This is a genomic window from Stenotrophomonas sp. 364 (genome assembly GCF_009832905.1).
In the GTDB taxonomy this organism is placed as follows: Bacteria; Pseudomonadota; Gammaproteobacteria; order Xanthomonadales; family Xanthomonadaceae; genus Stenotrophomonas; species Stenotrophomonas maltophilia_AP.
On record NZ_CP047135.1, the window covers coordinates 2,077,498 to 2,099,369 of the forward strand.

The 21,872-nt window shown below is 68.7% G+C and carries 20 protein-coding genes and 1 pseudogene; 9 read left to right on the plus strand and 12 right to left on the minus strand.

The genetic code is table 11. The features are described from left to right. Window positions 1-93: 93 nt before the first annotated feature. The gene (locus GQ674_RS09530) at window positions 94-3,114 is read left to right on the plus strand and encodes a sensor histidine kinase (protein WP_159496870.1); all 3,021 of its coding nucleotides are present in this window, start codon (window positions 94-96) and stop codon (window positions 3,112-3,114) included. Further along, window positions 3,111-3,773 (plus strand): response regulator transcription factor, encoded by a 663-nt coding sequence (locus GQ674_RS09535; protein WP_159496871.1) that lies wholly within the window; start codon window positions 3,111-3,113, stop codon window positions 3,771-3,773. The genes GQ674_RS09530 and GQ674_RS09535 overlap by 4 nt, the downstream gene beginning before the upstream one ends. A gap of 12 nt (window positions 3,774-3,785) precedes the next feature. Here GQ674_RS09535 and GQ674_RS09540 read toward each other — a convergent pair whose 3' ends face one another. After that, window positions 3,786-4,979: an MFS transporter gene (locus tag GQ674_RS09540; protein ID WP_159496872.1), complete on the minus strand. Its 1,194-nt coding sequence runs from the start codon at window positions 4,977-4,979 to the stop codon at window positions 3,786-3,788. A 98-nt stretch (window positions 4,980-5,077) separates the two neighbouring features. Here GQ674_RS09540 and GQ674_RS09545 point away from each other — a divergent pair, with 98 nt between their 5' ends. The 3 genes from GQ674_RS09545 (at window position 5,078) to GQ674_RS09555 (ending at window position 7,807) form a co-directional block, all read left to right on the plus strand. After that, complete coding sequence (locus GQ674_RS09545) at window positions 5,078-6,025, plus strand: LysR family transcriptional regulator (RefSeq protein ID WP_159496873.1); 948 nt, start codon at window positions 5,078-5,080, stop codon at window positions 6,023-6,025. 151 nt (window positions 6,026-6,176) lie between these two features. Beyond that, a complete protein-coding gene (locus GQ674_RS09550) occupies window positions 6,177-7,448 on the plus strand; it encodes an Nramp family divalent metal transporter (RefSeq protein WP_236546243.1) in 1,272 nt (423 codons plus the stop codon). Between the two features lie 176 nt (window positions 7,449-7,624). Then, entirely contained in the window at window positions 7,625-7,807 is a 183-nt protein-coding gene (locus GQ674_RS09555) for a hypothetical protein (protein WP_159496875.1), read from the plus strand. 210 nt (window positions 7,808-8,017) lie between these two features. On the opposite strand, the gene GQ674_RS09560 is transcribed toward GQ674_RS09555, so the two are convergent. Continuing rightward, window positions 8,018-8,413 carry a MerR family transcriptional regulator gene (locus tag GQ674_RS09560; protein WP_159496876.1) on the minus strand — a complete coding sequence of 132 codons (396 nt, stop codon included), beginning with the start codon at window positions 8,411-8,413 and terminating at the stop codon, window positions 8,018-8,020. Between the two features lie 157 nt (window positions 8,414-8,570). Between GQ674_RS09560 and GQ674_RS09565 the strand changes: the two are divergent. Then, window positions 8,571-9,324: pseudogene (locus GQ674_RS09565) on the plus strand (class I SAM-dependent methyltransferase). 36 nt (window positions 9,325-9,360) lie between these two features. Here the strand turns inward: GQ674_RS09565 and GQ674_RS09570 are convergent. Genes GQ674_RS09570 through cyoA form a run of 7 tightly spaced genes read right to left on the minus strand, consistent with a single transcriptional unit; the run spans window position 9,361 to window position 15,860 of the window. Further along, window positions 9,361-10,854: an MFS transporter gene (locus GQ674_RS09570; protein WP_159496877.1), complete on the minus strand. Its 1,494-nt coding sequence runs from the start codon at window positions 10,852-10,854 to the stop codon at window positions 9,361-9,363. Between the two features lie 10 nt (window positions 10,855-10,864). Further along, window positions 10,865-11,431 carry an SCO family protein gene (locus tag GQ674_RS09575; RefSeq protein WP_159496878.1) on the minus strand — a complete coding sequence of 189 codons (567 nt, stop codon included), beginning with the start codon at window positions 11,429-11,431 and terminating at the stop codon, window positions 10,865-10,867. Next, a complete protein-coding gene (locus GQ674_RS09580; protein ID WP_159496879.1) occupies window positions 11,431-11,934 on the minus strand; it encodes a copper chaperone PCu(A)C in 504 nt (167 codons plus the stop codon). Before GQ674_RS09580 ends, GQ674_RS09575 begins: the two co-directional genes overlap by 1 nt. Continuing rightward, window positions 11,931-12,272: a cytochrome o ubiquinol oxidase subunit IV gene (gene cyoD / locus GQ674_RS09585; RefSeq protein ID WP_128095403.1), complete on the minus strand. Its 342-nt coding sequence runs from the start codon at window positions 12,270-12,272 to the stop codon at window positions 11,931-11,933. Before cyoD ends, GQ674_RS09580 begins: the two co-directional genes overlap by 4 nt. Next, window positions 12,269-12,907: a cytochrome o ubiquinol oxidase subunit III gene (cyoC, locus tag GQ674_RS09590; RefSeq protein ID WP_159496880.1), complete on the minus strand. Its 639-nt coding sequence runs from the start codon at window positions 12,905-12,907 to the stop codon at window positions 12,269-12,271. The genes cyoD and cyoC overlap by 4 nt, the downstream gene beginning before the upstream one ends. Then, window positions 12,904-14,883 (minus strand): cytochrome o ubiquinol oxidase subunit I, encoded by a 1,980-nt coding sequence (cyoB, locus tag GQ674_RS09595; RefSeq protein ID WP_159496881.1) that lies wholly within the window; start codon window positions 14,881-14,883, stop codon window positions 12,904-12,906. Before cyoB ends, cyoC begins: the two co-directional genes overlap by 4 nt. Before the next feature lie 2 nt (window positions 14,884-14,885). Further along, complete coding sequence (gene cyoA / locus GQ674_RS09600; RefSeq protein ID WP_236546244.1) at window positions 14,886-15,860, minus strand: ubiquinol oxidase subunit II; 975 nt, start codon at window positions 15,858-15,860, stop codon at window positions 14,886-14,888. Window positions 15,861-16,050: 190 nt separating this feature from the next. Here cyoA and GQ674_RS09605 point away from each other — a divergent pair, with 190 nt between their 5' ends. Further along, window positions 16,051-17,418, plus strand: coding sequence for a PLP-dependent aminotransferase family protein (locus GQ674_RS09605; protein ID WP_159496882.1), 1,368 nt, complete (start codon window positions 16,051-16,053; stop codon window positions 17,416-17,418). Window positions 17,419-17,443: 25 nt separating this feature from the next. On the opposite strand, the gene GQ674_RS09610 is transcribed toward GQ674_RS09605, so the two are convergent. After that, window positions 17,444-17,713: a hypothetical protein gene (locus GQ674_RS09610; RefSeq protein WP_159496883.1), complete on the minus strand. Its 270-nt coding sequence runs from the start codon at window positions 17,711-17,713 to the stop codon at window positions 17,444-17,446. A 97-nt stretch (window positions 17,714-17,810) separates the two neighbouring features. Then, entirely contained in the window at window positions 17,811-18,191 is a 381-nt protein-coding gene (locus GQ674_RS09615; protein WP_159496884.1) for a helix-turn-helix domain-containing protein, read from the minus strand. An 86-nt stretch (window positions 18,192-18,277) separates the two neighbouring features. Here GQ674_RS09615 and GQ674_RS09620 point away from each other — a divergent pair, with 86 nt between their 5' ends. After that, entirely contained in the window at window positions 18,278-19,342 is a 1,065-nt protein-coding gene (locus GQ674_RS09620; protein WP_159496885.1) for an SDR family oxidoreductase, read from the plus strand. A gap of 132 nt (window positions 19,343-19,474) precedes the next feature. Continuing rightward, on the plus strand, window positions 19,475-20,797 hold the full coding sequence (locus tag GQ674_RS09625; protein WP_159496886.1) for an acetamidase/formamidase family protein: 1,323 nt from the start codon (window positions 19,475-19,477) through the stop codon (window positions 20,795-20,797). Window positions 20,798-20,815: 18 nt separating this feature from the next. Here GQ674_RS09625 and GQ674_RS09630 read toward each other — a convergent pair whose 3' ends face one another. Then, window positions 20,816-21,802, minus strand: coding sequence for an MDR family oxidoreductase (locus tag GQ674_RS09630; RefSeq protein WP_159496887.1), 987 nt, complete (start codon window positions 21,800-21,802; stop codon window positions 20,816-20,818). Window positions 21,803-21,872 lie beyond the last annotated feature (70 nt).

Below are 21,872 nucleotides of genomic sequence, written 5' to 3' on the forward strand. Positions count from 1 at the left end.
AGAACGGGCCCGGCAGGGGTACCGCACTGCAGGGCGCGGCGCCTGCCTCGAAAGAGTAAGCAGCTGCTGCCTCCATCCCTGCGAGAATGCGACATGCCCGTCGCCGTTTCCGCCCCCGTCCCTGCCCGCACGCGCCACCGCGTGGCCGGCGGCTGGCTGCTGCTTGGCTTGCTGCTGGCCGCATGGCCGGCGCTGGCGGCACCGCTGTCGGCGTACGAGCACACCGCCTGGGTGGTGGGCCAAGGCGCGCCTGGGGATGTGTGGGATATCGCCCAGCCCGCCGACGGCAGCCTGCTGCTGGCCACCGGCACCGGGCTGTACCGGTTCGATGGACGCCAGTTCGAGCGCCCCGCGCCGCCCAACGGCAGTACGTTCCCGTCCTCGAACATGACCACCCTCGCGCTGGATCCCGACGGCACGCTGTGGATTGCCTACTACAACGCCGGGATCAGCCGGCTCGACCGCCACGGCCTCACCCACTATGCGCAGGCACAGGGTCTTCCGCCCGGACTGGTGCCGCGGATCGAGCGCGATGGCAGCGGGCGGTTGTGGGCTGCGGCCGATGGTGGGCTGCGCTGGTTCGATGGTGAACGCTGGCAGGTACCCACCGCCGCGATGGGCATCGGCGATGTACCGGCCCAGTGGCTGCTGCGCGATCAGACGGGGACGCTGTGGGTGATCGCCGCCGGGCGATTATGGCGACTGCCAGCGAACGCCGCGCGCTTCGAACCGCTGGCGCTGCCGGTTGCACCGTTTTCATCGCTGGCCCTGCGCGACAACGGGCAGGTGTGGCTGGCCGATCGCCGACGCGGCGTCATGCCAGTGGCGGATGCGCGCGGCCTGCTGCCCGCCACAGAACGCGACGCGCTGCGTCGGCCCACATTGCTGGCCAAGCGGATCCGGTTCGCCGCCGATGGCAGCCTGTGGGGCAGTCTGGTCGACAGTGGCGGTATCTTCCGCCTGGATGTCACCGCATCGGCCTCCGCCCCGGTCGAGCGCTTCGATGCAGCCCAGGGACTGGCGTCGACCACGGCGGTGCCGGTGCTGGCCGACCGCGAAGGCACGCTGTGGGTCGGCACCAACCTGGGTCTCAACCGGTTCCGCCCCCATCAGGTCCGCAGCCTGGCGCTCTCGGGCCCCGCCGATCCGCTGCGCACGCTGTACCACGCACCCGACGGACAGGTGTTCGCCTACGGCGCAGACCTGCGCCCCATGGCATTGCGCCGTACGCTGCTGCAGGCACCGTCGACCGACCTGCACCGCGCCGCGCTCGCCAGCGACCAACCGCTGTGGGTGGTCGATTGGGAGGCGCTACTGCTGATACGCGATGGCCAGCCGCACGAACTGCATCCGCCAAGAGTTCCCGCCCCGCGCGAACTGCGCGCGGTGCTGCCGCTGGGTCGCGACGAAGCGTGGTTCTGCTTTGGCGACCAGCGCGTGATGCACTACCTTCGCGGCCGCTGGGACAGCGATCCGGCGCTGCCCGGACACGCCTGCACCACGTTGGCGGCCGGCCCGGCCGGGGCCGTGTTGATGGGCTATCCCGACGGCGAGCTGCGCGTACGTCGCCAGCAGGCGTGGCGGCATTACACCCGTGCCGATGGCCTGCAGGTGGGGCCGATCACCGCCACTGCCATGATCGGCGCGCGGATCTGGGTGGCGGGTGAGAACGGGCTGGCCCTGCTTGGCGACGACGACCGCTTCCATGCGGCCCAGACCGACACCCCCGGCCTGCTGGAGGGCATCACCGGCATTGTCCGCGACCGCACGGCTTACTACTGGTTCAACGGCAGCCGCGGCCTGCTGCGGATCGACGCGTCGACCCTGGAGCAGGCGGTACTGCACGGCAGGCCGGTGGAACCGCGGCTGTTCGACCGTGGCGACGGCATGCCCGGCATCGCCGTGCAGACCACCCCGATGCCCAGCGCGATGCTGGCGGCCGATGGCCTGCTCTGGTTGTCCACCAACCAGGGGCTGGCGTGGATCGACACCGGCGTGGCGCAGCGCGCCGGTGCTGCCCTGCAGCCGCGTATCGGCGACGTGTCCCATGGGCAGACGCAGCAGCCACTGCGCGACGGGATGGTGTTGCCCGCAGGCACCGCCCAGCTGCAGATCGACTACCTGGCCCTGGCGTTGAGCCGGCCCGAACGCACCCGCTACCGCTACCGGTTGATCGGGCTGGATGACCATTGGCAGGACGCGGGCACACTCACCCGCGCGTTCTATACCAATCTGCCCCCGGGTCGCTATCGTTTCGAGGTGATCGCAGCCAACCAGGACATGGTGTGGAGCCCTGTGGCCGCGACCCGCAGTTTCCACATCGCGCCGATGTGGTACCAGACGCTGTGGTTCAACGCCGCCTGCGTGGTGTTGCTGCTGGCCCTGATCCTGCTGGCCATGCGCCTGCGCAGCCGTCGCCTGACCCAGCTGGTGCGTGCGCGGCTGCAGGAGCGTCACGCCGAACGCGAGCGTATCGCGCGTGAACTGCACGACACGTTGCTGCAGGGCACCCAGGGCTTGATCCTGCGCCTGCATGCGGTCAGCCAGGCCAGCCACACCCCGCCGCCGGTCAGGGCCGCATTGGAAGCGGCCATGCAGCAGGCAGAAAGCGCGCTGGCCGAAGGCCGGGACCGGGTCAGCGCGCTGCGCGACGACAGCGACGGCTACCAGGACCTCGGTGCGGCACTGGTGCAGGTGTACGGCGAACGCGCCAGCGATGCCAGCAGCCCGGCGCTGCGCCTCAACGTGGAAGGCGCCCCGCTCCCGTTGCGGCGCGCAGCGGCCGAAGAGGTGTACCTGATCGGTCGCGAGGCCCTGTTGAATGCCCTGCAGCATGCCCACGCCGGCGCCATCGAGATCGAACTGGGTTACGGCATGCGCGGGTTGCGCCTGCATGTGCGCGACGATGGGCGCGGCCTGCCCGAAACCATGGCCGAAGGCCACTGGGGACTGGTGGGCATGCGCGAACGCGCCGAACGCCTGGGTGCCCGCCTGCGCTTGTGGTCACGCCCGGGGCTGGGCACCGAAGTGGAACTGTTCCTGCCGCGCCACCGCATCTACCGCCGTTCGCCGCGCCGCTGGCGTTGGCCGCGTTTGACTGGAGAGTCCGTATGACCCTGTCCCCTGCCCCGATCGGCGTGCTTGTTGTCGATGACCACCCCCTGCTGCGCGACGGCCTGGCCGCACTGCTTGGCATGCAGCCCGACATGCGGCTGGTGGGCGAAGCGGCCGACGGCGAGGAAGCGGTTGCCCAGTACCTGGCGCTGCGCCCGGACGTGGTGCTGATGGACCTGCAGCTGCCGCGCGTGGACGGTGTGGACGCCATCACCCGGATCCGCCGCCACGACCCGCGCGCACGCATCATCGTGCTCACCACCTACCGCGGCGACGTGCGGGCAGTGCGCGCCCTGCAGGCGGGCGCCAGCGGGTACCTGCTCAAGGACATGCTGCGCCACGAGCTCATCGACACCATCCGCACCGTGCATGGCGGTCGCCGGGCCGGCATCCCCGCCACGCTGGCGGCCAGCATCGCCGCGCACGTGGTCGAAGACAGCCTGTCCCCGCGCGAAACCGAAGTGCTGGGCCACGTGGCCGCCGGACGTTCGAACAAGGCGATCGGCGAGCAGATGCGGATCTCCGAGCAGACGGTGAAGGCGCACATGAAGAACCTCATGGAGAAGCTGGGCGCGCGCGACCGTACCCATGCCGTGACCCAGGCACTCAAGCGCGGCATCATCAGCCTGGACGATGCCCAGGCCGATGGCGACGGCTGACCGCCGCGCCGCTCAGCGGCGGCGCACCACCAGGCTCAGCGCCGCCGTAGCGGTGGCCAGCAACGCCACGCCGGTCCAGCCCCAGTGCGCGAGTGCCAGGCTGCCGAGCGCGCCGCCGCTGGCCATGCCCAGGAACACCCCGGTGAACAGCAACGCGTTGAGCCGGCTGCGCGCCTCCGGCACCAGGCCGTAGACCAGCGTCTGGTGCGACACCAACGCCGACTGGAAACCGAAATCGAACACCACCGCACTGACCGCCAACAGCGGCAGGATCGCCGCACGTGGCAGCCACGCCTCCAGCAACAGCATCGCAAAGCCCGCCAGCGCCACCAGGATCGCGATACGTGCCACCGCATGGCTGCCGAGCCGGTCGGCCCAGCGCCCGGCCAGGGGCGCGGCCAGCGCACCGGCAGCGCCGGCGATGCCGAATGCGCCGGCCACGGCGCTGCCCACCTGGTAGCGGCTGTGCAGCATCAGCGCCAGCGTCGACCAGAACGCGCTGAACCCTACTGCCAGCAGCCCCTGCGCGAACACCGCCCGACGCAGCGCCGGTTGCCCGCGCCACAAGGCCACCAGCGAGCCCAGCAGCGCCGGGTAGCCCAGCGTGGTGGTGGGTGCGAAACGTGGCAACGCGCGCGCCAGTGCCAGGGCAATGAGCACCACCGAAACTGCCGCCAGGGCGAACATGCTGCGCCACCCCAGCCACTGCGCGACCAGTCCGCTGGCCACGCGTGAGAGCAGGATGCCCAGCAGCAACCCGGTCATTACCTTGCCGACGACGCTGCCGCGCTCGGCCGCCGGTGCCAGGCTGGCCGCAGCGGGCACCACGTCCTGGGCCATGGTCGCGGTCACGCCGATCAGCAGGCTGGCCAGCAGCAGGGTCGGCAGGCTGCCGGCGAGCGCGGCCCCGGCCAGCATCAACGCCAGCAACACGGCCTTGGCCAGGATCAGCCGGCGCCGGTCGAAGCGGTCGCCCAGTGGGGCCAGCAGCAGGATCCCCAGCGCGTAGCCGAGCTGGGTCAGCGTGGGCACCATGCCGGTGGCGGCAGGCGCGGCGCCGAGGTCTGGGCCGATCACCCCGAGCATCGGCTGGCTGTAGTAGATCGAGGCGACCGAGAAGCCGGCCCCGGCCGCCATGGCCAGGATCAGGCGCGGCGCAACAGTGGGCGTGGCCGGTGCCACGACAGGGATATGCGTACTGGACATGATCAGTTCCATGCGGGGGAAGACGATGGCGCCAGCATCGGCCCTGAGGATCCGCCCGTGTAGTAGGCTGGCGCACATATCGCCCATACGCAGAACGCATGATCATTCCAACCAGCACCGCCGGTGCCGACCGGATCGACCTGCTGCGCACCTTCGTGCGCATCGTTGAAAGTGGCAGCCTGTCGGCAGCTGCTGTGCAGCTGGGCACCACCCAGCCCACCGTGAGCCGCCGCCTGCAGGCGCTGGAGCGGCTGTTCGGCCTGCAGCTGCTCAAACGATCCACCCATCGCATGACGCTGACCGACGACGGCCAACGCTGCTTCGTGCATGCGCAATCGCTGGTTGCCGACTGGGAGGCGATCCAGGCCGACCTGCGTGGCGAAGTGGACGTGCCGCGCGGGCGCCTGCGCGTGGTGGTGCCCCACGCCTTCGGGCAGGCCCAGTTGCTGGAGCCGATGCTGCAGTTCCTGGCGCGCTATCCGCAGGTCACCCTGGACTGGATGCTGGAAGACCGCCATCCCGACTTCATCGCCGAGGGCATCGACTGCGCGATCCGGGTGGGGACAGTGGACGCCCCGTACCTGGTCGCGGTGCCGCTCGCCGAAGTGCCGCGTATCGCGGTGGCCGCGCCGTCCCTGGTCGGCACGGCCGATGTGCGCGACCCGGCGTTGCCGGGCACGCTGCCATGGATCGCGCTGACCACGTACTACCGCGAGCGCGTCACCCTGCTGGCGGCCGATGGTGGTCCGGCGCTGCAGATCGACATCCAGCCGCGGCTGCTCACCGACAACCTGTTCGTGGTGCGCCAGGCGGCGCTGGCCGGATTGGGCGCGGCGGTGGTGTCGGCGTGGCTGGTGAGCGATGAGCTGCGCACGGGCCGGTTGCTGCGCCTGCTGCCCGAGCGCGAAGCACCGCCGCTGCCCGTGCACCTGGTGTACCCGTCTGCCCGGCAGATTCCGAGTCGGCTGCGGGCCTTCATCGACGCGATGAAGGCCTGCCTGCCGCACACCCACGGCATGCGCATCCCGCCTCCACCCCCGCGTTGAGGCGTGGCCGGCGGCCGTCATGGCATGGCCGGAAATTGCAAAGCCTTACTAACATAGCCTCTGCTATATTGCGGCCGTGGACATCCAACGCCGCCCCGACACTGCTTCTGCCTGGCCTTCTTCGGACGGCCACAGCCCCAGCCTGGGCGACATGAACGCCAGCGTCGCCGTCCCCCACGGCGGGCACTGGTGGTTCCGACTGTTGGCCTTCCTGGGCCCGGGTTACATGGTGTCGGTGGGCTACATGGACCCGGGAAACTGGGCTACCGATATCGCCGGCGGCGCCCGGTTCGGCTACCTGCTACTGTCGGTGATCCTGCTGTCCAACCTGATGGCCATCGTGCTCCAGGGGCTGTCGGCGCGGCTCGGCATCGCCACCGGGCGCGACCTCGCCCAGGCTTGCCGCGAGCACTACTCGCGCCCGGTCACCCTGGGCCTGTGGCTGCTCTGCGAAATCGCGATCATCGCCTGCGACCTGGCCGAAGTAATCGGCACGGCCATCGCGCTCAAGTTGTTGTTCGGCATTCCGCTGCTGGCCGGGGCGATCATCACCGCCATCGACGTGGTGCTGGTGCTGTGGCTGATGAACCGTGGCTTCCGTGCGCTGGAAGCGTTCGTGATCGCGCTGCTGCTGGTGATCTTTGCGTGCTTCGCGATCCAGATCGCCTTCGCCGCGCCGCCGCTGCAGGCCGTGCTCGGCGGCTTCATTCCCCGCGCCGAGGTGGTCACCAACCCGCATGCCCTGTACCTGGCCATCGGGATCATCGGCGCCACGGTGATGCCGCACAACCTGTACCTGCATTCGTCCATCGTGCAGACCCGTGCCTACCCGCGCACCGACCCCGGCCGTCGCAGCGCGCTGCGCTGGGCAGTGACCGACAGCACCATCGCCTTGATGCTGGCGCTGTTCATCAATGCCTCGATCCTGATCCTGGCCGCAGCGGTCTTCCACGCGCACGGGCGCACCGACGTACAGGAGATCGAGCAGGCCTACGAACTGTTGGCGCCCATGCTCGGCGTGGGGCTGGCCTCGACCCTGTTCGCGGTCGCCCTGCTCGCCTCCGGCATCAACTCCACGGTGACCGCCACGCTGGCCGGGCAGATCGTGATGGAGGGCTTTCTGCGCCTGCGCATCGCCCCGTGGGCACGCCGCCTGATCACCCGCGGCATCGCGATCGTGCCGGTGGTGATCGTCACCGCGATCTACGGCGAACAGGGCACCGCGCGGCTGCTGGTGCTCAGCCAGGTGCTGCTGTCGATGCAGTTGCCCTTCGCGGTGATTCCGCTGGTGCGGTTCGTCTCGGACAAGGCCAAGATGGGCGCGCTGGTGGCGCCGCGCTGGCTGATCGCGCTGTCGTGGGTGATCGCCGCGATCATCCTGGTGCTCAACGTGAAGCTGCTGGTGGATACGGTCGCGGGCTGAACCCGGACCTGTTCCCGGGCCGCGTACAGCGCGACGCCCAAGGACACATCCAGATCATCACCAATCAGTACGTCAACCCAGGGCGAGCTCGAAACGTCGGGTATCGACCTGGACATCAGCCGGACGTTTCGCAGGGTGCATCCTCTGCCAGCGATTCACAGACCCAAGGAACCTTCATGAACCAGATCTGCACCGCGGGCCTTCTCATCGCCCTCCTGGTCGCGCCCGCGCAGGCAGCCGGTCAGAAGGAGGTGGATACCCGTCGGCTGACGCTGGTCGAAGAGAACCACGCCGAGGTCACCCGGGAGGAACAGCGCTACACGGTCGACAGTTACATCATGCCGTTTCAACAGCCCTAGTACGTCCTTGTCCGCAGCGTCGCACACCAGCCGATCAAGAAGCAGGAAGCGGCGTCGATTGCGGTGGAGTACATCGCCCCACGGGGCTGCACCACGCCGATTTCCCGCTGGGAAGACCTGGGCGACGCCAACGCCGATGAAACCCAGTGGCTGATCGGGATTGAATGCTGGGCGAGCGCTTCCTGCCCTAGCCCGCGCAGCGGCGCGCGCTCACCCTGCACGCGTGGCCACCCGCATCAGGGCGCGGAACCGGCTGCACTTCAGGTGGCGGGCGGCGCGGCAGGCAGCCGCGTGGCGCAGCCCGTCGCGCATGGCGGTCATGCGCTGGATGCTGGCGTCCAGTTCATCGGCCTTGGCGGCCAGCCGTGCGCGATCGATGGCGGCGCCCCCCTCGACGGCCAGCATTGCCCCGATGTCGGCCAGCGACAGACCGGCCGCGCGCCCCAGCGCAATCAGCGCGATGCGCTCGAGCACGCTCGCGGCGAACACCCGGCGCAGGCCATGGCGGCCGATCGGCTGGATCAGCCCCTTCTGCTCGTAATAGCGCAACGCGGATGCGGCCAGGCCAGTGCGACGGGCCACCTCGGCAATATCCAGTTCCTGCATCGGCTTGACCTCAAGTGCACTTGAAGTGGCAGAGTGCGGGCATCCCTACCCGGCTGGCAAGGCCAGAACGCCCCTTATGACCGACACCACGCAACACGCCCTCTGGAATGGACCCGCCGGGGATGCCTGGGTACTGGCCCAGCCCGTGCTCGATGACATGTTCGCGCCGTTTGCCGATCACTTGGCCCAGGGCGTTCCGCGCGGTGCGCCATGGAAGGTGCTGGACGTCGGTTGCGGCACCGGTGCGGTCAGCCTGTCCATCGCGGCACGGCTGGGCGCTGGCGGCCACTGCACCGGGCTGGACATCTCCGCGGCCATGGTCGGAGATGGCGCGCGAGCGCGCACGCAGCGCCGCGTACCCGGTGGACTTCATCGCCGCCGATGCGCAGCGTCACGTATTCGCCCCGGCCGGAGTCGATCACGTGGTGTCACGCTTTGGTGTGATGTTCTTCGACGACCCGGTGCAGGCCTTCACCGGCCTGCGCGCGGCCACCCGCAGCGGCGGCAAGCTGCATGCGCTGGCGTGGCGCGCCCCGGCCGAAAATGCGTTCATGACCGCCGCCGAACGGGCCGCCGCGCCCCTGCTGGCGCTGCCCCCACGCTCGGCCGATGGGCCGGGGCAGTTCGCCTTCGCCGATCGCCAGCGCGTCCTCGACATCCTGGCCGACAGTGGCTGGCGCGATATCGAGGTGACGGCCGTGGACGAGGTCTGCAGCATCCGCACCGCCGACCTGCAGCGCTACGTGTCTTTGCTGGGGCCGGTGGGCGGCGTGCTGCGCGACCCGCGGATCGACGCAGCGCTGCGTGCGCAGGTACTGCAGGTGGTAGTGCAGGCCTTCGCGCCGTTCGTGCAGGGCGACCGCGTGGCATTCGGGGCGGCATGCTGGGCGCTGCGCGCGGTGGCGCCCTGACCGCACGTGCCGTGTCTGCGGCGGTGCCGCCCGGGGTCAGCGGGGCGGCACGCGCATCAACCACGCCGTTGCCAGCATCGCCAGCAGGGCCATCAGCGCGGCAGCGATGAACGCGTACCCAGCGCCCTGTGCATACGCCGCGCGTGCCAGCACGCCGAGTGCATCCGACGCGGTCGACAGCTCGCCGACCACCACCCGTTCCAGCAGCGCCGGCGACACCGGGCTGCCGGCGGCGGTCAATGCGGCGTCGGCAGCCGCCCGCACATGGCTGGACAGCACCGCGCCCAACGTCGCAAACCCGATCAGGATGCCGGAGAAGCGTGCGGTGGTACTGATGCCAGACGCCATGCCGGCCCGGTCCGGGGGAATCACGCTCATGATCGCCTTCTGCGTTTCACCGTTGAGCAGGCCGCCACCACTGCCCAGCACCGCCATCGCCAGCAACAGCCCCGGGCCGCTGTGCTGCCACAGCGACAGCGCGATGCCCAGGTTGCCAAGCACCGCCACGCCCAGGCCCAGCGCGAGGATTTTCCCCGAGTGCCAGTGCGCACCCAGGCGCCGACCGAGGAACGGCAGCAGCAGCATCGCCAGCGCGAACGGCAGCATGTGCAGGCCGGCCTGCAGCACGCTGTCGCCGCGGACGTTCTGCAGCAGCAACGGCAGCAGCGAGGCCATCACCTGCACTGCGGCCGCATAGGCGAACATTGCGATCACCGCGCCCACCAGCGCCGGTATCCGGAACAAGCGCAGGTCCAGCATCGGCTGCACACGGCGCCGTTCCACGCCGATGAAGGCGGCGCCCAGCACCACGCCGGATGCCAGCCAGGGCAGTACGGCGGTGCTGGTCCAGCCTTCCACCGGGCCGCGGATCAATGCCCACGTCCACGACAGCATGCTGCCGGCAAACAGCACTACACCGGCCACGTCGATGCGACGACGCACCGGGTCGCGCGACTCGGGCACGTAGCATCCGCTCAGTGCCGCGAGCAACAGGCACAGCGGCAGATTGATGTGGAACGCCCACCGCCAGCCCAGCCAGGTGGCGATGGCGCCGCCGATCAGCGGCGCCAGCACCATGGTCAGGCCCATGATCGCGCCCCATATCGCCCAGGCCCGGGCACGGCGCGCGGGGTCCTGGTGGGCATGGCCGATCAGCGACAGCGCCGGGGCCAGCATGAACGCAGCCGCCGCGCCCTGCCCGGCGCGCGCGAGATACAGCGCACCGGCCTGCGCGGCCAGCCCGCAGGCCACCGAGGCAAGCGCGAACAGCACCAGGCCGATCAGGTACAGGCGTCGCCGACCGATCCGGTCGGCCAGGGTGCCGGCCGGCAACAGCAGCGAGGCGAAGCACAGCACGTAGGCGCTGACCACCCACTCGATGTCGGCGAACGACGCCGACAGGTCGCGTGCAATGGTGGGCAGCACCACGCCGACCACGTTGGTGTCCAGCACCGTCAGCGCGCAGCCGGCCGATGCGAGCAGCAGCACGGCGTCGGTGCGCGACGCGGCCGCGTCCACGGCAGTGCTCATCCCCGGCGGCTCACGCGCCGGGGACCGTCAGTTTCGCGCGCAGCCGGGCATCCATCTCCGCATCGGTGAGCGCATAGCCCAGCACATCCTGCAGCGTGCCATCGGCACCCAGCAGGAACCACGACGCGGTATGTTCGAAGGTTGCCGCATCCCCCTCGCCCACCTGCCGGTAGCTGACCCGCAGGCTTTCTGCGATGGCGCGGGTACCGGCCTCGTCGCCGCTCAGGCCGATGAAGGTTGGATCGAAGGCGGCCAGGTACTCGCGCAGGTGGGCGGGCGTATCGCGCTTTGGATCGATGGTCACGAAGACCACCTGCAGGTCCGCACCCAGCGGGCCCAGCCGGCGTTTGAGCTGGACCGCTTTCAACAGGCTCAACGGGCACACTTCCGGACAGTGGGTAAAGCCGAAGAACAGCAGCGTGGGCTTGCCGCGCAGACCGTGGATCGACACGGTGCGGCCGTCGCTGGCCTGCAATGCCACCGCGTCCAATGCGGCCTGGCCCATGATTGGTGCGTCGGCGTTACCACAGCCCGCCAGCAGCACTCCGCCGAGCAGGGCCGCCAGCACGGCGCGCATCACCGTTCCGCTCCGTGCTGGCCGGCCTGCCCACCCATGCCATCACGCACCACGAAATCCACCGGGAGCGCGTCGCCATGGACGAACTGGAGGCGCACCCGCACCTGCTGGCCCTCTTGCAGCGGGCGCTTGGGCATCATCAGCATCAGGTGGTAACTGCCGGGCCGCAGCGAGGTGATCCTCCCTGCCGGCAGCGCCAGCCCATCGGGCAGTGCCTGCATGCGCATGACCTCGCCGTCCATGCGCATCGCGTGGATCTGCACCTGGCCGAAGCCTGCCGCGCTGGCCGCCACCAGACGGTTGGCGGCGCCCCCGTTGTGCAGCTCCACATAGCCGGCAGCCACGCCCGCAGCGGGCGGCGGCAACCGCACCCAGGCTTCGCTGGCGACCACGGCTGCGGGGGTGGATGGCGTGGTGGCGGCCGTTGCCGGCGGCGACGCCGCCAGCCACATCACGGCCGCCAGGCCAAGGCAGGACAGGCGGTGCACGGTGAGCGCGCTCATACCTGCATCGGCATCATGTTCTGGGTCGCGTTGTGCATGACCCACAACGACCCGGCGACGACAATGGCGATCAGGAACGCCGTGCACAGGAAGATGCCGGTGTTCTCGCGCTGGCTGCGACCCGCGCCGATGTGCAGGAACAGCACCAGCTGCGCCACCAGCTGCACCACGCACAGCACCACGATGGCGGTCAGGCGCAGCGGCTGCGGCACCCACCCGCCCATCACCACGCCGAACGAGGCACCGGTGAGCACCAGGCACAGCAGCAGGCCGATGATGTAGCCCTTGAGGGTGGCGTGGCCGCCACCGTGATCGGTTTCAGAAGCGCTCGGGCTCATACGAACTCCCGCAGGTAGACGAAGGTGAAGACACAGATCCAGATCAGGTCCAGGAAGTGCCAGAACAGGCTCAGGCAGGCCAGGCGGCGGCGGACGATGCCGTCCAGCCCGAACTTCAGCACCTGGTGGATCATGATCGCCAGCCACAGCAGGCCGAAGGTGACGTGCAGGCCATGGGTGGCCACCAGGGTGAAGTACGCCGACAGGTAGGCGCTCACGTCCGGGGTGGCGCCTTCATGGATCAGCTCGGCGAACTCATACAGCTCCATGCCGATGAACACCGCACCGAGCAGCCCGGTGGTGGCCAGCCAGCCGACCACCTGGTTGCGCTTGTTGGCCTGCAGCCCCAGCATCGCCAGGCCGAAGGTGAAGCTGCTCAGCAGCAGCACCACTGTTTCGGACAACGCGAAGCCCAGCTTGAACAGCTCCTTGCCCGACGGGCCGTCGGCGGTGCCGTTGAGCAGCACCCCGAAGGTGGCAAACAACACCGCGAAGATCAGGCAGTCGCCCATCAGGTACATCCAGAACCCGACGACGGTCTTGCTGCCGTCGTCGTGGTGCTCGTGGGCGTGGTCATGGTGACCGGCCGCGAGCTGCCCGTGCTGCGAAGCAGCGGTCAAGGTATCGCCGCTCATGCCTTGGCTCCTTCCATCTGCGCGAAATGCGCGTCTTCGATGCGCTTCACCTCGGCGGCGGGCACGTAATAGTCCACGTCACGGTCGTAGGAGCGCAGCACGAAGGTGGCGATCACACCGACCAGGCCAATCGCCGCCAGCGCCCACATGTGCCAGACCAGGGCAAAGCACAGCACCAGGCTGAACACCGAGATCACCACCCCGGCGCCGGTGTTGCGCGGCATATGGATGTCCTCGTAATGGTCCGGGCGCTGCCACGCGGTGCCGCGCTGCTTGTCGTCCCAATGCTGCTCCAGCGAAGTGATGACCGGCGTCCTGGCGAAGTTGTAGAACGGCGGCGGCGAGGACGTGGCCCATTCCAGGCTGCGCGCGTTCCACGGGTCGCCGGTCAGGTCCAGGTTGGCCTTGCGGTCGCGCACGCTCACGTAGAACTGGATGAACATGGCTGCGATGCCGGCTGCAATGACCAGCGCGCCGATGGCGGCCACGATCAACCAGGGCTGCCAGCCTTCCACCGCGTAGTGGTTCATGCGCCGGGTCATGCCCTTGAAGCCGAGCACGTACAGCGGCATGAAGGCCAGATAGAAGCCCACCAGCCAGCACCAGAACGAGATCTTGCCCCAGCGCTCATTGAGGGTGAAGCCGAACGCCTTCGGGAACCAGAAGGTGATCCCGGCCAGGCAGCCGAACACCACGCCGCCGATGATCACGTTATGGAAGTGCGCGATCAGGAACAGGCTGTTGTGCAGCACGAAGTCCGCACCCGGGATGGCCAGCATCACGCCGGTCATGCCACCCAGCGCGAAGGTGACCATGAAGCCGATCGTCCACATCGTCGAGGAGTGGTAGCGGATGCGGCCGCGGTACATGGTGAACAGCCAGTTGAACAGCTTCACCCCGGTGGGGATGGAGATGATCGAGGTCATGATGCCGAAGAAGGCATTCACGTTGGCGCCCGAGCCCATGGTGAAGAAGTGGTGCAGCCAGACGAAGAACGACAGCACGCCGATCGAACAGGTCGCGTACACCATCGAGCGGTAGCCGAACAGCGGCTTGCCCGAGAACGTGGCGATGATCTCCGAGAACGCGCCGAAGCACGGCAGGATCAGTACGTAGACTTCCGGGTGGCCCCAGATCCAGATCAGATTGACGTACATCATGGCGTTGCCGCCGGCATCATTGGTGAAGAAGTGCATGCCGAAGTAGCGGTCCATGGTCAGCAGCGCCAGGGTCGCGGTCAGCACCGGGAAGATCGCCACGATCAGGATGTTGGTGATCAGCGCGGTCCAGGTGAACACCGGCATCTTCATCAGGTCCATGCCCGGCGCACGCATCTTGAGGATGGTGACGATGAAGTTCAGGCCGGTCAGCGTGGTGCCGATACCGGAGACCTGCAGCGACCAGATGTAGTAGTCCACGCCGACCGTGGGGCTGTACTCGATCCCCGACAGCGGCGGATAGGCCACCCAGCCGGTCGCGGCGAAGTCGCCCACGAACATCGACAGCATCACCAGCACCGCGCCCACCGCCGACAGCCAGAAACTGAGCGAGTTGACGAACGGGAAGGCGACGTCGCGCGCGCCGATCTGCAACGGCACCACCAGGTTCATCAAGCCGACGATGAGCGGGGTTGCCACGAAGAAGATCATGATCACGCCATGCGCGGTGAAGATCTGGTCGTAGTGTTCCGGTGGCAGGTAGCCGGCCGCGTCATTGGCCGCGATCGCCTGCTGGGCGCGCATCATCAGCGCATCGGCGAAGCCGCGCACCAGCATGACCAGCGCCAGCAGGATGTACATCACGCCGATCTTCTTGTGGTCCACCGAGGTGATCCACTCGGTCCAGATGTAGCCCCACTTCTTGTAGTAGGTGATCGCCGCGACGATCGCCGCGCCGAGCAGCAGCGAGCCTGCCAGCGCCGACATGATGATCGGGTCGTGGTAGGGAATTGCTTCGAGGTTCAACTTTCCAAGCACGATCAGTTCTCCGCGGTACGGCTGGCAGGCACGGCCAGGCTCAACGTCTGAGGGGTGGCCCCGGGCTCTTCGCCCGGCAGGCAGATCTCGTCATCGGCCATGCCGTGGTAACGGGCGACGATGCTGTCGAACAGGCCGGTATCCACGCCACTGAAACGCTGCAACGGCGCGCCATGGGTAGGCACTTCCAGCGCGGCCAGGCGCGCGGCGCCGAGGTGGTCGTTGCTGCTGCGGGCCTGGTCCAGCCAGACCTGGAAGTCGGCATCGGTGACCACGCGGGCCGGGAACTTCATGTCCGAGAAGCCCGAACCGCTGTAGGCCGACGACATCCCGGCATAGGTGCCCGGGGTATGCCCGATCAGGTGCAGGCGCGTCTGCATGGCCGGCATGGTGTAGACCATGCTGCCCAGCTGCGGCACGAAGAAGGCGTTCATCATCGACTCGGAGGTGAGCTTGAAGGCCACCGGCGTATCCACCGGCATCACCAGTTCGTTGATCGTGGCCACGTTGTGGTCGGGGTAGATGAACAGCCACTTCCAGTTCAACGACACCACTTCCACGCGCAGCGGCGCCTTGTCCGACGCGATCGGCTTGTAGGGGTCCAGCGCGTGCGTGCTCTTCCAGATCAGCACGGCCAGCACCACGATGATCAGACACGGAATGGTCCAGATCACCACCTCGATGGCGGTGGAATGCGACCAGTCCGGGGCGTAGGTGGCCTTGGTGTTGGAGGCGCGGTAGCGCCAGGCAAAGTACAGGGTGAGGATGATCACCGGAATCACCACCAGCAGCATCAGGCCGGTGCACACCAGGATCAGCTGCATCTCCTGTTCGGCGATGCTGCCCATGGGGTTGAACAGTTCCAGGTTCTTGCACCCGGTGAGCAATGGCAGCAACGCTGCCAGTCCGAACCAGCGTCCGGCGCGGGCTGCACCGGCCATGGCGGCGCGGCGAGCGGTGTGTGTAGCGGGGTTCATGCGGGTCGGCCCTTCCAACGCAGTGCCGGGCCGGGCGGCCCGGATCATGAAAAGTGGCGAACACCCCCCTGCATGACCGATATGCATGGGGGGTGCCCGCCGCAGCCGCGTACGTTAGGCAACGACATGATCCATACATGATGCGACACACTGTCGCAGGGCGGCGCGCACCCGGGCGTAAGATGCGCCGATGCAGTGGAACACTCTCATCGCCGACGGCCACGGGCCGGTCTACCTGCGCATCGTGCAGGCCCTGGAGCGCGCGGTCTGGTCCGGCGCGCTGCGGCCCGGCCAGCGCCTGCCGGCGCAGCGCGTGCTGGCCAATGACCTGGGCGTTGACCTGACCACTGTCACCCGTGCCTTCACCGAGGCGCGCAAGCGCGGCCTGATCGATGCACGCGGGCCCCAGGGAACGTTCGTCGCCCCGCCCCAGGTGGAGCTGGCGCAGCTGGTGGACCTGAGCATGAACCTGCCGCCCAGCCCCGGCGGCGGACAGGTGGCCGACATGCTGCAGCGTGGCCTGGCCACCGTGCTCAGCCGCAGCGACGCCAGCAACCTGATGACCTACCACGTCGGCGGTGGCAGCCGCGCCGACCACCTGGCCGCACAGCAATGGCTCAAGCCGATCCTGGGCAGGCTGGACAGCGACCGGCTGGTAGTCACCGAAGGCGCGCAGGCCGCGCTGTCGGCACTGCTGCTGGCGCTCACCACTGCCGGCGATGTCATCCTGTGCGAACCGCTGGTGTATCCCGGCCTGCTGCACGCGGCGCGGGTGCTGCAGCGCACGTTGCGGGTGGTGGAGTGCGACGAGCACGGCATGCTGCCCAGCGCATTGCGCCGCCACGCGCGTGCCACGGGTGCGCGCGTGGTCTACCTCAACCCCACGGCGCAGAACCCGACCGCGCGCACCATGCCCGAAGCACGCCGGATGGCCCTGGCCGACGTGCTGCGCAGCCTGGACCTGCGCTTGATCGAAGACGACCCGTACTGGCTGCTGGTCGACGATGCCCCTGCCCCGCTCGCCCTGCTGGCGCCGCAGCACACCTGCTACATCTCCACCTTGTCCAAGTGCCTCAGCCCGGGCCTGCATACCGGTTTTGTGCACCTGCCCGACGGTGTGGCACGGCAGGACGTGCTCGATGCACTGCGCGCGGTCAACCTGATGGCGCCGCCGCTGATGAACGCGCTGGTGACCCAGCTGATCCTTGACGGGTCGGCGGCCACCCTGCTGAAGCTGGTGCAGGAAGAAGCCGCCGAGCGTCGCTATCTGGCGCAGTCCACGTTGTCGCCCCGCTTCCTGCAGCACTGTGCCGGCGTGCATGCGTGGTGCCGGCTGCCCGCCCAGTGGACCGACGCCAGCCTGACCCATGCGGCGCGGTTGCAGGGGCTGGGCATCGCCCCGTCGTCAGCGTTCACCCCGCAGGGCGTGGCGATCAATGACGCCGTGCGCATCTCACTGGGCGCGGCGGCGAGCCGGCAGGAGTTGCACCGGGCGCTGCGGCAGCTGGACCAGTTGATGCACGTGGCCAGCAGCGGCAGCACGGAATTGACCATTTGAGGTCCACGCGCATTGGGCGCGGACCTCAGCCGGAAACGGCCTTGGCGCGCTTCCAGACGGTTTCAAATTCGCTCGCCGTGATGCTGTCATCCGAATCCAGGTCCAGCCAGGACAGGGGTTGATCGGACAGCGGGAAGCGCTCATCGGCCTGTCCCCCCTTGTCGGCCCAGACCAGCACGCTCCGGTAGCTCTCGACCTGGCGGACGATCACATCGCCCTGTGCCTCGAGGTAAATCGTCCCGTGGCCGATGTCCGATTCGGCGGGGTGCTTGTAGTATTTCCGGGTCGTGCTCATGACAAACGCTCAGGGCGGGCGGTGGGGAGGGCGCGAAATATACCGCGATCGGGGCGTGGCGGGCATGTCGCCTCGCGCTCCCACCCATGGCGTGGCACTACCGGCGGCGTGATGTGGTGCGGGGTTGCAGTGCATCCAGGGCACCGGCGTTGCGCCGCGCCCAGTCGTAGATCAGCTCGATCGGCTCCACCAGTTGCCGGCCCAGCGGCGTGAGCGAATACTCCACCGAGGGGGGAACGGTGGGAAACGCCGTGCGCAGCACGATGCCCGCGCCTTCCATCTCCCGCAGGGTCTGGATCAACATCTTCTTGGAGATGTCCGGCAGGCTGCGGTGCAGCGCATTGCTGCGCGCGGTGCCGTCGTGGCGCACGGCCAGGGTGTGCAGCACCATCGAGGTCCACTTGGTGCTGAACAGCTCCAGCACCCGCCGTGGGGCGCAGTCTTCACGCCATTGATCTTCCTCGCTGCCGGTTTTCATTGCCTGGTTACCATTTGGTGCCTTCTTTCGAGGCGTGCGCGCCTATCCTACTGTGTGCGCCTGATAGTGGATGGAAAGGCGGCAGCATGAACAACACGGCACTTGTGGTGGGCGCAACCGGCATCGTCGGCAGCGCATTGATCCGGGAACTGCAGGGAGCGGGCTGGGCAGTACACGGCCTGGCGCGCTCGCCCGGCGCCCTGCCCGCCGGCGTCGGCGCGGTGGCGGCGGATCTGCGCGACGCGCAGGCCACGCGCGTCGCACTGGCGGGCCTGGCGCCGACCCACGTGTTCATCACCACCTGGTCGCGGCAGGCCAATGAGGCGGAGAACATCCGGGTCAACGCTGCGATGGTGCGGCACCTGCTCGATGCAGTGCGTCCGGCCGGCTCGGTCCGGCACGTGGCGCTGGTGACCGGCCTGAAGCACTACCTGGGGCCGTTCGAGGCCTACGCGCAGGGTGCGCTCCCACAGACCCCGTTCCGCGAGGAGCAGCCGCGCCTGGACGTGGACAACTTCTACTACGCGCAGGAGGACGAAGTGTTCGCCGCCGCCGCGCGCGATGGATTCAGTTGGAGCGTGCATCGCCCGCACACGGTGATCGGCCCGGCGGTGGGCAATGCCATGAACATGGGCACCACGTTGGCGGTCTACGCCACGCTGTGCCGACACCTGGGGCGTCCGTTCTACTTCCCGGGGTCGTCGGCGCAGTGGAACGGTCTGACCGACATGACCGATGCCGGCCTGTTGGCAAGGCACCTTCTCTGGGCCACGCAGACCCCGGCGGCGTTCAACCAGGCCTTCAACGTGGTCAACGGCGATGTGTTCCGCTGGCGCTGGATGTGGGAGAGGATCGCGGCGTGGTTCGATCTCGAGCCTGCCCCGTTCACTGGCGAGGTGCGGCCGCTGGAGCAGCAAATGGTCAACGATGCAGCTGCATGGTCGGCACTGGCTGCCGAGCACGGTCTGGTCGAGCCTGACATCCACCGACTGATTTCGCCCTGGCATACCGATGCCGACCTGGGGCGCCCGCTGGAGGTGATCACCGACATGTCCAAGAGTCGCCGGCTGGGATTCCTGGACTACCAGCCGAGCGACGATGCGTTCTTCGCGCTGTTCGCGCAGCTGCGCGCACGGCGGTTGATCCCCTGAGCTGGCGCGGCACGCACGCGCAACGCGGCGTGCCGCGCCCGGGTTACCTTCGACACTGTGGGCGCGCGGCGGCTACCGGCTAGGCTGCGGCATCCGCCCGCCGGGCCCTTCGTGACGCCGCATACCGTGACCATGTCCTGGAAAGTGTCTTCGTTGCTGCTCGCCGCGCTGCCGCTCAATGCACGTGCGGCCGAACAATGGATCGTGGCGACCGATCTGTGGGGCAACACGAATTACCAGACGCTGCAGCTGGACGTACAGGGAACCCGGCTCACCGGCACCCTCGACGGCGACCGCGTCAGCGGCACGCTGCGCGACCGCGACGTACGCTTCACCGCCACCGGCAACGACGGTCAGGTCTACCACTTCAGCGGCCGAATCGACGCTGCACGCATGCAGGGCCAGAGCGACCAGCCGGACACCAACAACCGCGCCGTGCGTGCGCAGCATGCATTCAGTGCCTGGCGGGTGCCCGCACGCACCGGCACGGCCGCGCAACGGCACGTGTTCACCCCGGTCGACTACTCCAACACCTTCAGCGCCGACCGTGCCCCGGTGCTGGTCATCCACCCCGGTGATTCGGTGCGGACCAAGACCCTCGACTCCGGCGGCGTGGACGAGCACGGCGTCACCCGCGCCCTGTTCGGCAACCCGCAGGTGGGGCCGTTCTTCGTGGTCGGCGCCGAGCCCGGCGACACCCTGGCCATCACCCTCACCTCGCTCAAACTCAACCGCGACTACGCCGACAGCCTGGACGGCGTGGTCGGCCGTCTGAAGACGCCACGGATAGCCGCCGAAACCACCGGGCTGGGCAAGCCGGTGCGCTGGGAACTGGACCGGGTGCGCGGCATGGCGCGGCCGAAGGACGCCAGCGGCGCCCTCAAACAGTTCGAAGTGCCGGTGAAGCCGATGCTGGGCGGGCTGGCGGTGGCGCCGGGCTTCGGCTACCCGCCGTTCTCCACCGGCGACACCGCCGACTTCGGCGGCAACATGGATTTCAACGCGGTGGTCGAAGGCAACACCGTGTACCTGCCCGTGCAGCAACCCGGCGCGCTGCTGTATCTCGGCGATGGCCACGCCCTGCAGGGCGACGGGGAAACCACCCAGTGGGCGCTGGAAACCTCGCTCGACGTCGAGGTGCAGGTGGGGCTGGTGAAGCGGCAGTCGATCGCCACGCCCCGGGTCGAGTCGCCGACACAGATCATGACCCTCGGCCAGGGCGGCTCCAGCGACGACGCGCTGCGCGTGGCCACCTCCGGCATGCTGCAGTGGCTGCGCCAGGGCTACGGGCTAAGCCTGTCCGAAGCGAGCCAGGTGCTGGGCGTGGCGGTGCAGTACCACGTGGCCAACCTGGCCGGCCGCAGCGTGGGCGTGGCGGCGAAACTGGACAAGGCCGTCTTGCGCACCCTGCCAGCGCCGGGACCGGCCGCGAACGCGCCAGCGCGCGACCGATGATCACCTGCACCTGCGCCGTTACGCGTTGACGTCGACCACGGTGCGGCCCTGCACCTTCCCCTGCAGTACCTGCGCGGCGATGGCCGGCACCTCGGCTAGGCTGACCACGCGCGTGGTGCGGGCGAGCTTGCCCAGGTCCAGGTCGCGGGCCAGGCGGCCCCAAGCCTGCTGGCGGACCGGCAACGGTGCGTTGACCGAATCGATGCCGGCCAGGGTGACATTGCGCAGGATGAAGGGCAGCACCGAACCCGGCAGGTCCGCGCCCTGGGCCAGGCCGAAGGCCGCGACCACCCCGCGATAGCGCGTCTGCGCCAACACATTGGCAAGCGTGTGGCTGCCCACCGAATCGATCGCGCCGGCCCAGCGCTCCTTGGCGATCGGTGCGCCCGGCTCGGACAACGTATGCCGGTCGAGCACCTCGGCCGCGCCCAGTTCCATGAGGTAGTCGGCTTCCTCCAGCCGACCGGTCGAGGCGACCACGCGGTACCCCAGCCCGGACAGCAGCGCGATCGCGATGGAGCCGGCGCCGCCATTGGCACCGGTGACCAGGATGTCGCCGTGGGCCGGCGTGAGACCGCCGTGTTCCAGTGCAAGCACGGACAGCATCGCGGTGTACCCGGCCGTACCGATCGCCATCGCGTCGCGGGTGCTGAAGGCGTCGGGCACCTTCACCAGCCACTCGCCGGGCACGCGCGCCCGCTGCGCGAAGCCACCATGGTGGGTCTGGCTCAGGCCGTAGCCGTTCACCAGCACGCGGTCGCCGGGCGCGATGCCGGCGTGGGTCGAGCGCTCCACGACGCCCGCCAGGTCGATGCCGGGGATCAGCGGGAAGGTCCGGATCACCGGCGAGCGGCCCGACACGGCCAGTGCATCCTTGTAGTTCACCGTCGAGTATTCCACGGCAACGGTCACCTCGCCGGGCATCAGATCGGTATCGGACAGAACGGCCTGCGCGGTGGAGATCGTGTCGCCGCTTCTGGTTGCCAGTAGTGCCTTGAACGTCATGCCAGTCTCCGTAGCGGAAAGGGTCAACTGTGCGGCGAAACGGCCGCGGTATCCAGTTGCGGGGTCGTCC